The sequence below is a fragment of the Novosphingobium hassiacum genome, from assembly GCF_014196055.1.
Classification (GTDB): Bacteria; Pseudomonadota; Alphaproteobacteria; order Sphingomonadales; family Sphingomonadaceae; genus Novosphingobium; species Novosphingobium hassiacum.
Window position 1 is genome coordinate 1 of sequence record NZ_JACICY010000020.1, and the last position, 12,884, is coordinate 12,884.

A 12,884-nucleotide genomic window follows, 5' to 3' on the forward strand; every position below is an offset into this window, starting at 1 on the left:
CCACCAGCGACGCCGCATTCCGGGGTGGGGCATGCCCCACCCCGGAATACACCATCGCCTACACCGGAAATTACACCACGAGCGCGGACGCTAACGTTCGCTCCTCAATGTTGGTCAGAATGCAGCGGTAGCGCTTGTTCAGGTATAGCTCGTCAATGCCCAGGATGCGGGGCGTCTCGAAGCGGTGCCAGCGCCCCAGGAACTCGGCGCGGGCGTTGAAGATGTCGCGCACCGTCTTCTCGTCCAGGCCGGTCTGTGCCGCCACAAAGGTGTAGGGGTGGTTGAAGGATTCCTTCTCCACGTACTCATGCAGCCGCAGTGTCATACGGAATCCGTCCACCATCTCCGGTAGCTGGGGCCTGAATGTTGTCTTGCAGGCCCGGCAGGTGTATCGGCGGCGGACCACCCAGAGAGTGACCCGCTTGCCGTGGATGGGCAGATCACGATAGGGAACGTCACGCTTGCCGAACCGCACGAACTCACCCTGCACGCCGCACCCCTCGCAGGCTACTGGTGTAGGTGCTTCAAGCCGAAAATGTATGTCTTCATTCTGCTCATCAGAATCCACCAACTGGTACCCAGGAAGGCTTAACGAATTAATCATCTCCCGCCTTGATCAGAAAAACAGGTAGGTGGCGTAACCGGCAATCATCGCCATAGCAAAAATGACTGCTAAAAACGCCGCTAAAAGCTTCAGCGTGAACAAAGAGCGCAACAGAATGAGCTCAGTCAGGCTGGCTCCGGCACTGCCGATGATCAACGCTAGCACCGTCCCGGCACCCACGCCTTTGGCCATCAGAGCCGCTGCCAGAGGTATGACGGCTTCAGCGCGAATATACAACGGCACGCCGATGACAGCGGCAACTGGAATGGCAAAGGGATTATCTGGGCCTGCATACTGCTCCAATAAGTCAGTGGGCATGAAACCATAGATCACGCTGCCAATCGCAATACCGATGAGCAGGTAAGGCAACACATCGATAAAGTCCGACCAAGCTTCCCGCCACACACCACTGTACTTCCCTTCTTTCTTAACCGTGACAGTGGGTTGACTGTCACAGCATTCGCTAGACGTAGAGACTGTTGTCTTCCTATCAGCCCCGCAAGAAGCCGTCTTCGGAGTGGTGTCGCAGCTGTTGGTGCCGCAACTCGATGCGGTCGATGTAGCACTGCACGGGCTTGCTGATGAACTACATCCACTGCTCTCTTGTGTCGCCGTCCGGCGCACATAACGCTCGAAGCCAAGCGTGTGAAGCAGCCATCCGGCACCTACCGCGACCACCAAAGCGGCGAGCACATAGATAGCAGTAAGTGTCCATCCAAACGTGGCAACCAGCAGGCCGACGACGATAGGATTCAGCAACGGAGATGAGAAAAGAAACACCATCATCGGCCCAAAACCGGCCCGTGCCCGAATCAACCCTTTCAACATGGGGATAGTCGAGCAACTACAGAAGGGCGTTATAGCTCCTAAACCAGCAGCAAGAAAATAGCCTCGCTTCCCACTGGAAGTCAGTAACGCTTCCACCTTGGATGGTGGGATGTGACGTTGAAGAACTCCGACCAGCAAGCTAATGCCAATGAATAAAACCGATAGCTCGATAGCGAGAAAGGCGAACATGCCTAGAGCGTCTTGGAGTTGAGATGACATTCAATATTACTCCTATATTTCTAGTATTGTCGAAATGATGTACGCAGCCTACTTGCGTTTATCCGACCTGTCAACTATAATTCTAGAAACATCGAATTATTGGGGCGTGCTATGGATCACGAAAAGGTTGCAGCCAGCTTAGCTGAGCTAGGGAATAGTCACCGACTGTCCGTGTTCCGCTTTCTGGTCAAAGCTGGCCATGATGGGGCTTCGGTCGGAGATATCCAGAAGGGGCTGGGTATTCCTGCTTCGACGCTATCACATCACCTTGCGCGCATGGCCAAGGTAGGGCTGATCCGGCAGGAGAAACATAGCCGCACGATTGTCTGTATACCCGAGTATGGGCACCTAGAGAATTTGATCGGTTTCTTACAAGAGGAATGTTGTGCAGGTGTCCGGATTGCGCATGAACCAGAACCGCTTTGACGCTTGCCCAGCTCTCGCTGTCCTCCCTAGTCAGCATCGCTATGAAGACTCAGGCGAAGGTGGAAACAGAAAATTGGCAGTAGAGTAGGCTGAAGAGGATCAATCAGATAATCCGCTGAGAAAGATTTTCTTCTTTACATCTTTGGCATTTTATCAACCAGAAATTCCGGATACCCGAAATTCGCTGGTACTGGGTGTGTCTGAAACTCGGACATTCCAACTCCTGTAGTAAGGATAGGTCACTGAGCCATTCAACACGTGACCAAGTCGGGGTTAAATTCAAGCTGGCACGGCGAGAATGGTTGAGACTAAATTTTCTGGCATTAGAAATGCCCCAAGGTGATTACCAAGGGGCATTAAGACCATTAAGGCAGTAGTTTGGACTCAGAAGAAACCCAGCGGGTCGATGCTGTAGCTCACCAGCAGGTTCTTGGTCTGCTGGTAATGGTCAAGCATCATCTTGTGGGTTTCACGGCCAATACCCGACTTCTTGTATCCGCCAAAGGCCGCGTGCGCAGGATAGGCGTGGTAGCAGTTGGTCCACACGCGACCCGCCTGAATGCCCCGTCCCATGCGGTAGGCGCGATTCATGTCGCGGGTCCAGACGCCGGCACCCAGGCCATAGTCAGTATCGTTGGCGATGGCCAGTGCTTCGGCCTCGTCCTTGAAAGAGGTCACACCCAGCGTCGGCCCAAAGATCTCCTCCTGGAAAATGCGCATGTCGTTCTTGCCCGCCATCAGGGTCGGCTGCACGTAGTAACCGCCGGACAGATCACCGGACAGGTTGGCACTATCACCGCCGATCAGAATCTGTGCACCTTCCTGCCGACCGATCTCCATGTAGCTCATGATCTTGTCAAACTGTTCCTTGGAGGCCTGCGCACCAACCTGTGTCTCAGGATCCAGCGGATTGCCCTGCTTAATGGTCTTTGAACGCTCAACCACGATATCAAGGAAACGGTCATAGATGGATTCCTGGATCAGTGCACGGGAGGGACAGGTACACACTTCACCCTGGTTGAAGAAGCCCAGCAGCAGACCCTCCGCACACTTGTTAAGGTAGTCATCTTCATAGTCCAGAACATCCTCAAAGTAGATATTCGGTGACTTACCACCCAGCTCAACCGTTGAAGGAATGAGGTTGTTCGCCGCGCACTTGAGAATCTCATTACCCACCGCCGTCGAGCCGGTGAAGGCCAGCTTGGCAATGCGTGTACTTTGCGAGAGTGCCGCCCCCGCTTCCGCCCCGAAGCCGTTGACGATATTAACCACGCCAGCGGGCAGAATGTCCTGTATCAGCTCCATCACCAGGAGAATGGTCACCGGGGTCTGCTCGGCGGGCTTCATGACCACGCAGTTACCCGCGGCCAGCGCCGGCGCCAGTTTCCAGGCGGCCATCAGCAGGGGGAAGTTCCAGGGAATGATCTGGCCCACCACGCCGTAGGGCTCGTGGAAGTGATAGCTGGCCGTTGTCGCATCCAGTTCAGCGGCGCTGCCTTCCTGGGCCCTGATGCAGCCCGCAAAATAGCGGAAGTGGTCTACAAACAGGGGCAGGTCAGCATTCAGGGTCTCGCGTACGGCTTTACCATTCTCCCAGGTCTCCGCAACCGCCAGCATTTCAAGATTCTGCTCGACGCGGTCAGCGATCTTCAGCAGCAGGTTGGACCGGTCGGCTACCGAGGTGGCACCCCAACTTGCTCGCGCTGCATGCGCCGCATCAAGGGCCTTCTCAATATCCGCCGCCGAGGAACGGGCCACCTCACAGTACACCTGGCCGGTTACCGGAGTCACATTTTCGAAGTAACGGCCGTCAGCGGGCGCTACCCATTCGCCGCCGATGAAATTGTCATAGCGCGATTTGAAGGAAACTACAGATCCTTCCTGGCCGGGTTGTGCATACGTCATTTTATTTTCCTCATGTGATGGACAGATTGATTATGGGTTATAGGTAAAGCGAAATCAGGAAGGCGCCGGCTGTCTGAGCTGATACATCACCTGTGACAATGGACGTGAATACCTCTGGACTCAAAAATCTCCGTACAGCGGTCAAGCTCCGCGTCCGGCATGAACTTGCCTGTCCCTTCACCGAAGTCCAGACGCTGGACACTGCCGAAGCGTGGCAGCTTGTCGAGCCAAATCGGGTTGTACGGCAAGATCTGCATGTTCTTTACGCCGTTCTCGAGCATAAAGTCAGCAATGGCACTGAGGTTTTCATCCGTGTCGGTGATAAAGGGCACCAACGGGACCCGCGGCAGAACCTCGATCACCGAATCCCGTGCCAGGGCCTGGACCTTCCTGAAGTTCTCATGAATAGAATGGTTGGGAACGCCGCAGTACTGCTTGTGCGCATCGCTGTCCATCAACTTGAGATCAAAGTAGATGGTGTCGGTGTAGGGCAATACCAGATTTTCAAATACCTTGTAATTGAATAGGCCCGCTGTCTGGATCAGCGTGTGAACATTCCGCTGCTTCAGCCGCGAGAACAGTTCGCCGACCGAATCCATCTGCATCAGCGCCTCGCCGCCGGAGACAGTAACCCCGCCGCCGGAGGCCTCGAAGAAGGCCTCGTCTTCAAGCACCTTCTCCACCAGATGATCCATGTCGATGTCATTGCCACAGCGCTCCAGAGCACCGGATGGGCAGACATCAACGCACTTGAAGCACTGGGTGCATTTGTCGCGGATGATTTTGTCGGGCGAACTCAGGTCGATCGCCTGCTCGGGGCAGGCGTCAGCACAGTCGTGACAGCTGATGCACTTCTCTGCATCATAGGAGAGTTCGTAACCGGTGTTGATGCTTTCCGGATTCTGGCACCAGGTACAAGACAGCGGGCAGCCCTTGAAGAACACCACGCTGCGAATACCCGGCCCGTCGTCCAGGGTGTTTCTCTTGATGTCGAAGTACAGCGAAGCCTTCCTTGGCTCGGTAACTGCTATCGCATCAATCAGGCTTGCATCAGGCCCCATTACTGCTCCGCCCCATTACTGCTCCGGGATATCACCTCATCCTGCATTTCAGGTGATAGATCGTTGAAGTACGCCGAGTAGCCAGATACCCGAATCAGCAGGTTGGGGTGCAACTCCGGGTTGTCCCGTGCCTCAATCAGGATTTTCGGATCCAGCATATTGGCCTGCACCTGCATACCGTGCCGTTTGAAGTACACCTTGTACATGCTACCCAGTGCACTCTTACCATCGTCACAGTCGTAACTGGAGGCATCCAGCTTGATATTGAAGTTGATGCCATTGGCAAACTTCTTGAAATCGATCCGGTTCATCGAATTGATCAAGGCGGTGGAGCCACGCTTGTCTGCACCGTTTTCCGGCGCAAAACCCGAGGCGAAGGTCTCGCCGGCACGACGGCCATTTGGTGTGGCATTGATCAGCCCGCCGAAGTGGGTGTGGGAAGTGTTGGAGTACACGCCCGCCAGGTACTGGCCACCGCGGGTATTCTTGCCCAGGGCGTGAATGGAATCGGAGTAGTGATCCCCGACCCACTTCATCCAGGCATCCGCCTTGGGAATATCGTTGCCAAATTTATCGATGCCTTTCAGCCTGGTCCGCACAACCTCATCCGAGAGATTGTCTTTCAGGTGAGCGACCAGCTCCTCAAGGGTGAGCCACTTGTCCTCGAACACAGCACTCTCAATGGCCCCCAGGGAATCGGCCACGACCGCCATGCCGGTGCCCTGGATACCGGAGAAATTGTACTTCGCGCCACCCTGTGTAGAGCAAACACCCTGCTCGAGACAGCCTTCCAGCGTAGCGCTGGTGATCGGGGTGGGGTGGTACTTGGCGTGGAACTGTTCACACTTCTGCAAATCCGCGTGCAGCTTGCCCAGCTGATGCTTCACCTGCACCTTGTAGGCGTCCAATACGTCATCCATGCTCTTCATGCTGGAGACCGGGGGTGTCTTGACACCGATCTGTCGGTCAGAACCAAACTGGCACCCCTCGTTGAGCGCCATTTCCAGGGCCAGGGCCATGTTGTACATCCCGGCGTCGGTGGAACCCAGGGTCTTGCCCGGCGCCGTGGGCTCAACACAGCCGATGGCGACATAGTCCCTGGCATCCTCCAGGGAATAACCGACATTCATCATGGACTCGATGATGGTCTCGTCGTTATACATGGCGGGCGCCGAACCCGGGCCGAAGTTCACCCGGATGACCTCATCGTAGAATGCCTTGGGTGTGTTCTCGTGGAGACGGACGTGGAAGTTGGGCTGGCGCATGCGCAACTCATCGGCGAGCTCCAACAAAATGAAACTCAGTTCATTGGTCGCATCGTTGCCCTCGGAGTCCTGACCACCGATGGTCACTACCTCCCAGCTGGTCAATCCACCGAGCATGCTGGTCAGCTCGTCGGAGTACATGGGGATGGTTTCGCATAGCTTTACGCAGAAAGCTCCCAGAATATCTTTCGCCTCTTGTCTTGAAATACGTCCAGCCGCCAAATCCTCTTCATAGTAGGAATTCAGGAATTGGTCCACGCGGCCCGGACAGGTGGTTTCACCTATTGTCTCCTGGAAAATGGCGATGTGGGTGAGGGTCATTGATTGGACCGCTTCATAGAAACTGGTTGCGCCATAACGTGGTACGCGAGCGCAGACCTCCGCAATCCGCTCTAGATCAAGTTTCCGCTGAGGGTCCGCTTCAGCCTCTGCCAGCCTACGCGCCTCGGTCGCATAGCGGTCACCAAACTCTGCCAGCGCATTCATTGAGATTTTCACAGACTGGTAGAAGTCCAGCTTGGAGGGATCGTTGGTTTGTGCCTCGAAGGCCTCCACCTCGGCGATGATGCCCTCGGCACCCAGTTTGATCACTTTCTCGTAGCCGGGTGCCAGGTGAGCAATACCACCAGCCTCATACAATTGGTACTGCAGTGCTTCAATCTGCTCCTTAACAAAGCGCATCTGCTCTTCCTGCCCGTCAAAGGCAAGATAAACCATATTCTTGTCCATCCAGAACGGAATATATGACTGGAGTTTTGCCTGCTCGTCTTCGCTGATCTCGAGAGGATTGACCTTGCGGGTGGGTAGTTTGTCGACACCAATCATTATGCCCAGACCGCCCAACTCCGGATAACAGATGCCGGCGACCCGTTTGGCGGTGAAGTTGCCAACAATCAGCTCGTCAGGATAGATTTTCACCGTTTTGTTGGCCAGGACGTGGCGTGTCGCTTCAGCTATCTGAACGGCCGTAGATTTCCCATCGTTGGCCTCATCCATGTAATACTCTGACCAAAGCACTGCGCGCTCGATGCAGCCACCGTAGGTAGCCTCGTCGACAGCTTTCTTCAGGCGAGCGACTCGAGCACCATCTTCCAGTGACTGACCAACGACATTAGTAATTGCATTCATATTTCACCTCGCGTCTCAGCGCTTGACTCAAAAGTTTAATATTGTTTTTGAAGCTACGGTTGCTTTACATGTCGCCCCGTCTTAAACGAAGCACATACTATGGAGAGTACAAGGAGTGGTAGTGTCCCGTCAAGTGGTGTAATTCCGGTCTCCAGTTTCATTGCTTCAGGCGGCCTCAGACTGTGGCAGTAGGTTGGCCTGGTCTTCCTTGCTCAGCACGCGCGCCAACGTCTCTTGGCTCATGTAGCGGCGTGTCACCTGCCATTCATCTGTTTGCTCAGCGAGTAGCGTTCCCACGAGCCGCATGATGGCAGCGTTGTTCGGGAAGATACCCACCACCCGCGAGCGGCGTTTGATTTCCTTGTTCAATCGCTCCAGGGAATTCGTCGATGCCAGCTGAGGCCAGTGCTCTTTCGGGAAGCTCATGAAGGCAAGCACGTCGTCCTCGGCGCTGTCCATGAGCTCCGCTACCTTGGCGAAGCGCTCTCGCAGCTTGTCAGCGGTTTCTCGCCACTGCTGGCGTGCCTCCTGCTGGTTCTCCTGCACGAAGGCCGTGCGGATCACGGCGGCCACCATGGAGTGCTGCTTGCGCGGGACATGGGCCAGCGCATTGCGCATGAAGTGCACCCGGCAGCGTTGCCAGGTAGCTCCTATGACCTTGGCAATCGCCTGCTTCAGGCCCTCGTGGGCATCCGAGACCACCAGTCGCACGCCTGACAGGCCACGGCGCACCAGGCTGCGTAGGAACTCGGTCCAGAAGGCTTCAGTCTCGGCCGGACCCACAGCCATGCCCAAGGTTTCCCGGCGACCTTCGCTGCTGACGCCAACGGCAACAACCACCGCTTGGCTGCTGACAGCGCCACGCTCGCGCGATTTTAGATAGGTCGCATCCAGCCAGACGTAGGCCCATGGGCCCTCCAGCGGGCGATTCAGGAAAGCCTCGACGCGCTCGTCCAGTTCCTCGCACAGTCGCGATACCTGGCTCTTGGAGATGCCGCTCATACCCATCGCCTGCACCAGATCATCGACCTTGCGGGTCGATATCCCCTTCACATACGCCTCCTGCACAACAGCCACCAACGCCTGCTCCGAGGCCTTCCGGGGCTCCAGGAAGCTCGGCAGGTAACTGCCCGTGCGCAGCTTCGGAATTCGCAGGTCCATCGTTCCCAATCGTGTCTCCAGTGTGCGCTCGCGATAGCCGTTGCGCTGGTTGACCCGGCCCTCACTGCGTTCATGTCGGCCGGCGCCGCAACGCTGCTCCGCCTCTGCATCCATCAGTCGCTGCAGGACCAGTTCGCCCAGCTCCCTCAGTAAATCACCGTCCGCATGCTTTTCAGCCAGCTCAATCAATGCCATCCTGTCCTCGGTCATCGTGGTGTCTCTCCGTGATTGGTGAAGGTGTCGTAACCTCCAGTTTACGGAGACCCACGGTGGCCGCCACCCCACCGTGAAGATTTACACCACTCATGAGGACACTACCGGGCTTTTGAGCCGCGCCGCAAAGCGATTGCCGGACGTTAGCGTGAGACCGGAATTAAGGGGAAAGCCAACTTTCGGGCGAGCGCCTCAATTTCGTCGCGCCAAGCTAACTTCTCCTGCCATGACTGACGAATAGTCGAGGCTCCGTAGATGGCACCAGCCAACTGGCCAGTGATTGCCGCAGTGGTGTCTGCATCGTCACCAAGGTTGGCTGCCAGCAACACCGCATCATCGAAGTTATCGGTATTCGCCACACACCAGATTGCCGCTTCGAGGCTGTGAGCCACGAAGCCGCTGCTCGAAATTTGATCTCGCGTCTTCTCGCGCCAACTGCCAGCGACAATGGGCCCGATTACGGGGCCGTATGATCCGCGAGCATTTTCCAGTGCACTATCGAAATCTGCGCCGAGAATCGCCGCTCGCAGCATGATCGCATAAACTTCGCACGCTTCAAGACATGCATCGGCCGCGTGGGTAGTCATACTCTGCCGACGCGCCACTCGTGTCATCACCGCAGGATCAGCCCCGATGCCCCAGACCGCGACCGGCGCCAGCCTCATCAGAGATCCATTTCCTGCTGAATGGGGATCGTCCGAACCGGAAATCGGATCCCCGCTCTGTTCAAAACGCGAGAGTGCTTGGCGGGTGGTAATCCCGATATCGAAGCAGTTGCCCGTGGGGCTGTAGGCCCCGTTCTTCCACCATTCGACAAATCGACGTTGTGCTTCTTGCGGCTCAAAGATTGAGTCCTTGGCCGCACTAGCCAGAAGAGCGTCCCCGAGAGCAAGAGCCATCGAGGTATCATCAGTCCAAGTGCCCGCGTCCAGACCGAACGGCCCTCCCCCGACCATATCGGTGATGTGGTCATAGCTATCGCGAGGCTTGAACTCGAGCGTCGTCCCCAAGGCGTCTCCGACTGCCAAACCGATCAGACATCCACAGGCACGATCGTACACGCGCCAAAGCGCGTGCAAATGGTTCTCCTGCGTCCTGGTTTCGATGGCCCCAGGCCGAACCTCTCGTACTCGCGCAATCGCGCTAGCGGCGTCAGCTTCGCCTAGTTCGATAAGCAGCCTCGCTGCTACCGTTCCCGCCCTGCCGAGACCGCCCCGGCAATGGATGAAAACGCTTCGCCCTTCTGCAAGAATACCCCTCACGCGAGGCCCAGCGGATCGCCATCGTTGCTCGAATTCATCACCGGGTGCGGCAACATCAACAATTGGCAGATGAAGCCACTCCATGCCGCGAGCGGTCACTTCCGCTTCCAACTTGGAAACGCCAAGGAATTCGATCTCATGATCCTCGATTAGAGAGATAACTGCGGCGGCTCCCCAGTCGCGCACCGCGTCCAAGTCAACAGTGAGATCGCGCATCCAATCGAACCCGGCAAGCGCCGGCCCCCGCTTACCCGGACAGAACGATACTCCAATTCGCCCGGTCGCTACTGACAGCGTCGGGATCTGGATAGGGTCGGTTAAGCTGGTCCGAATGTTTCTACTCATCGTGCCTGACTAATTCCTACGTACGACAAAATTGGCCGCATCTGAGCGTCTTGCGCATCAAGCAACACCCGGGAATGCGTAGGCCTCGAGCCAAACCCCAAACCAAGCCGGAATAATCTGTGCGTCCACCTATGGCTCGAACTTCCTTCGCAATGCCTCCGCATGCGCAGCAACCGCAGGAGTTTTGGCAGGCGATGCGAACCGCATCAGCCATTCTGACCAGCTAGCCGCAGCAAATCGGACACGGGCGCCGCTTACCGCAACGGAGAAGGCTTCTATTTCCGCCCGGTGCTCCGAACGCGCGGAGGCTGACACCCGCGAAGGCTCGGCAAAAAGATAGAACAAGACCGGCGCGCGGCTGATCCGCCCGGCTTCAGTTACCAGCCCGAATGCATGCTTCACGAGCTGGGCAGCATCGAGATAACGGAAATGTGACGGCTCCGATCTCAAGCGATCACGCATAGCGCACCACGGATCCATTGCTTCTCCCCACACATCGCGGTCGTACGCATTGGAGAGGACAACATGTTTCGTGTCGCGAAATGGTTCGAAACGCTTGGATTCTACGCCGATGAGGCAACTCTCGGTGACAACAGCAGCATCAAGCCAGGGGTGACGACCGCCATTCCAGGGAAAGCGCATCTGTCGTTCAATCTCGACCGACATGGGCGACCATTCGATATCATCAAGGTTTGGAAAAGGTGGGAGTAAGGCTGGCCTTTCGATGAACCAGCCGAACCCATTAACGGCCAAAGCGGCGCTACTTTCAGGGCTTGCGAATTTGCCCGAAGCCAGTTCGTTACCACCTGCCCTGTCTAACGCTTGGCGCACGAGGTTCTCAGGGACACCCGATAGGAATAATTCACTCATGATCTCGTACTAGCCTGAAAATGCGTCAAAATTGGTCGCATGATCAAAACCTGCAGCCAGCTGTAAGACTGAATTCGATCCAACTCTAACTATCCCCAGACAGAGCATTGATGTATCGCAAGCTCACGATCACTTACCGATACTCGATCAACTGCACTTCTCTGGCTGTGAGTTGCGACATCAAGGCGTCGATGCCTGCCGCCAGTTCACAGTCGAACATCTCCCTCGAAACGATGCCCGCTCCATTTCGTATCCAGGCCCTTTCAGCGCGAAAGTCGGCTAGCGATTGATGGACAGCTATCTCCTTCGCCCCGGCATGATCTGCCCAGACAGTCAGGCAAATCTGCCAGTCCCACGCTCCGCCGTATCCTTCGAGATTCGCGATGTAGATTCGATTATCCGGATCATCCCCAGAGAAGCCGACCTTGATCAGACCCAAATCCGCTGACTTAGCGAGATAGAGGTAGCCCGACATTTCGCTGCGACGAGCAAAGGCGATCGATGCCGGAAAACATTCGATGCATGTCCCGTATCGATTGCGCAATGAATGCCCGTTGTGACATTTAGTCACACCGTAAGCCACGAACTTCCCCTCAGCCTTCATCCGAGGTCGATATTCAGCGCGCTTCAAACCCGAGGCATCAAAAGTTTCGTCGACGTCAATCCCGTGATGCTCGAGATAGCGCAGATGCGCTTTAGTCAGACGAGCCAATAGTGATACTCCAGCTTCAAGGCGCAGCCCCGCAGGGCTAGGTCAAACAGGCGTAGAGCAGAGCCAAGGCTTTCATGCAGGCTTTGCCCTCTTGGATTTCGCTTTGCTTACCTGCCCAGAGGGACAGACACGAACTTGTAGATGGCCGGTTTCAGTTCTTCGCGATTCGAAGCCCCCTGCAGTTTCAACCAAGTCGCTCAACTTGCCCTGACCATATGTTCTGGGATCAAAGTCGGAGGCAAGCGCAGCAAGCCGCTGCCCAACCCGACCTAAAGGCACCCAACCGCCTTCATCATCCAACTGCAAAATAGCGGTTCGGATCAAAGACATCGCAGCCGTCGGTGGCTTCTTAACGTTGGCTGGACGGGCATCCTGACGCTCTGGCTCATCTAACGCTGGCACCTCGGGCAGCAGATTTTCAGTGTAGATGAAGCGACGACATGCTTGTCGAAAGCTTTCTGGCGTTTTCTGCTCGCCAAACCCGTAGACATCGATGCCCTGTTCCCGGATGCGTGATGCCAAGCCCGTAAAGTCACTATCTGAAGATATGAGACAAAAGGCGTCAAACCGACCTGTGTGCAACAGGTCCATGGCGTCAATGACCAAGGCGATATCCGAGGCATTCTTCCCGCTTGTGTATGCAAAGCTTTGGTGCGCCTTGATCGCATGAGTTGCGAGCACCTCTGCCCAGGATTTCAGTCTGGTTCCGGAGAAATCCCCGTATATGCGCCGAACGCTTGCTTCACCGATCTTCGCTATCTCCTCAAAGAGACGGGGTGCGATCCGCGAGGAAGCGTTATCCGCATCAATCAATACGGCAAGTCTAGGGGTGCGCTGTTCAGTAGCCATTTTCAGACATTGCCCTAAATCAGCTTTATCAAAAGA

The 12,884-nt window shown here is 56.0% G+C and carries 10 protein-coding genes and 1 pseudogene; 1 reads left to right on the forward strand and 10 read right to left on the reverse strand.

The window, feature by feature from the left end; genetic code table 11:
- Positions 1 to 79: 79 nt before the first annotated feature.
- Together GGQ88_RS19570 and GGQ88_RS19575 are read right to left on the reverse strand one after the other, a co-directional pair.
- Positions 80 to 604, reverse strand: a pseudogene (locus tag GGQ88_RS19570) (transposase family protein); the annotation flags it as partial.
- 12 nt (positions 605 to 616) lie between these two features.
- Positions 617 to 1,651, reverse strand: a complete 1,035-nt coding sequence (locus GGQ88_RS19575) for a permease (RefSeq protein ID WP_000098298.1) — start codon at positions 1,649 to 1,651, stop codon at positions 617 to 619.
- Between the two features lie 111 nt (positions 1,652 to 1,762).
- Between GGQ88_RS19575 and GGQ88_RS19580 the strand changes: the two genes are divergently transcribed.
- Positions 1,763 to 2,077: an ArsR/SmtB family transcription factor gene (locus GGQ88_RS19580; protein ID WP_000349485.1), complete on the forward strand. Its 315-nt coding sequence runs from the start codon at positions 1,763 to 1,765 to the stop codon at positions 2,075 to 2,077.
- Between the two features lie 384 nt (positions 2,078 to 2,461).
- Here GGQ88_RS19580 and exaC read toward each other — a convergent pair whose 3' ends face one another.
- From exaC to GGQ88_RS19620, 8 genes are all read right to left on the reverse strand, one after another.
- On the reverse strand, positions 2,462 to 3,982 hold the full coding sequence (gene exaC, locus GGQ88_RS19585) for an acetaldehyde dehydrogenase ExaC (RefSeq protein WP_116369214.1): 1,521 nt from the start codon (positions 3,980 to 3,982) through the stop codon (positions 2,462 to 2,464).
- An 86-nt stretch (positions 3,983 to 4,068) separates the two neighbouring features.
- On the reverse strand, positions 4,069 to 5,043 hold the full coding sequence (locus tag GGQ88_RS19590; protein ID WP_160195560.1) for a glycyl-radical enzyme activating protein: 975 nt from the start codon (positions 5,041 to 5,043) through the stop codon (positions 4,069 to 4,071).
- Positions 5,043 to 7,436 carry a pyruvate formate lyase family protein gene (locus GGQ88_RS19595; protein WP_103787000.1) on the reverse strand — a complete coding sequence of 798 codons (2,394 nt, stop codon included), beginning with the start codon at positions 7,434 to 7,436 and terminating at the stop codon, positions 5,043 to 5,045. The genes GGQ88_RS19590 and GGQ88_RS19595 overlap by 1 nt, the downstream gene beginning before the upstream one ends.
- 165 nt (positions 7,437 to 7,601) lie before the next feature.
- A complete protein-coding gene (locus tag GGQ88_RS19600) occupies positions 7,602 to 8,807 on the reverse strand; it encodes an IS256 family transposase (protein ID WP_027951106.1) in 1,206 nt (401 codons plus the stop codon).
- Between the two features lie 146 nt (positions 8,808 to 8,953).
- Positions 8,954 to 10,288: an ADP-ribosylglycohydrolase family protein gene (locus GGQ88_RS19605; RefSeq protein WP_244857797.1), complete on the reverse strand. Its 1,335-nt coding sequence runs from the start codon at positions 10,286 to 10,288 to the stop codon at positions 8,954 to 8,956.
- A gap of 258 nt (positions 10,289 to 10,546) precedes the next feature.
- Positions 10,547 to 11,287: a PGN_0703 family putative restriction endonuclease gene (locus GGQ88_RS19610; protein WP_183615153.1), complete on the reverse strand. Its 741-nt coding sequence runs from the start codon at positions 11,285 to 11,287 to the stop codon at positions 10,547 to 10,549.
- A gap of 133 nt (positions 11,288 to 11,420) precedes the next feature.
- Positions 11,421 to 11,999 carry a GIY-YIG nuclease family protein gene (locus tag GGQ88_RS19615; protein ID WP_183615154.1) on the reverse strand — a complete coding sequence of 193 codons (579 nt, stop codon included), beginning with the start codon at positions 11,997 to 11,999 and terminating at the stop codon, positions 11,421 to 11,423.
- A gap of 72 nt (positions 12,000 to 12,071) precedes the next feature.
- Positions 12,072 to 12,848 carry an NYN domain-containing protein gene (locus tag GGQ88_RS19620; protein WP_183615155.1) on the reverse strand — a complete coding sequence of 259 codons (777 nt, stop codon included), beginning with the start codon at positions 12,846 to 12,848 and terminating at the stop codon, positions 12,072 to 12,074.
- Positions 12,849 to 12,884 lie beyond the last annotated feature (36 nt).

Bases quoted from the DNA above. Each gene is read 5' to 3' on its own strand.
- GGQ88_RS19575 (WP_000098298.1), bottom strand. From the start codon at position 1,651: ATGTCATCTCAACTCCAAGACGCTCTAGGCATGTTCGCCTTTCTCGCT.
- GGQ88_RS19580 (WP_000349485.1), top strand. From the start codon at position 1,763: ATGGATCACGAAAAGGTTGCAGCCAGCTTAGCTGAGCTAGGGAATAGT.
- exaC (WP_116369214.1), bottom strand. From the start codon at position 3,982: ATGACGTATGCACAACCCGGCCAGGAAGGATCTGTAGTTTCCTTCAAA.
- GGQ88_RS19590 (WP_160195560.1), bottom strand. From the start codon at position 5,043: ATGGGGCCTGATGCAAGCCTGATTGATGCGATAGCAGTTACCGAGCCA.
- GGQ88_RS19595 (WP_103787000.1), bottom strand. From the start codon at position 7,436: ATGAATGCAATTACTAATGTCGTTGGTCAGTCACTGGAAGATGGTGCT.
- GGQ88_RS19600 (WP_027951106.1), bottom strand. From the start codon at position 8,807: ATGACCGAGGACAGGATGGCATTGATTGAGCTGGCTGAAAAGCATGCG.
- GGQ88_RS19605 (WP_244857797.1), bottom strand. From the start codon at position 10,288: ATGCGCGATCTCACTGTTGACTTGGACGCGGTGCGCGACTGGGGAGCC.
- GGQ88_RS19610 (WP_183615153.1), bottom strand. From the start codon at position 11,287: ATGAGTGAATTATTCCTATCGGGTGTCCCTGAGAACCTCGTGCGCCAA.
- GGQ88_RS19620 (WP_183615155.1), bottom strand. From the start codon at position 12,848: ATGGCTACTGAACAGCGCACCCCTAGACTTGCCGTATTGATTGATGCG.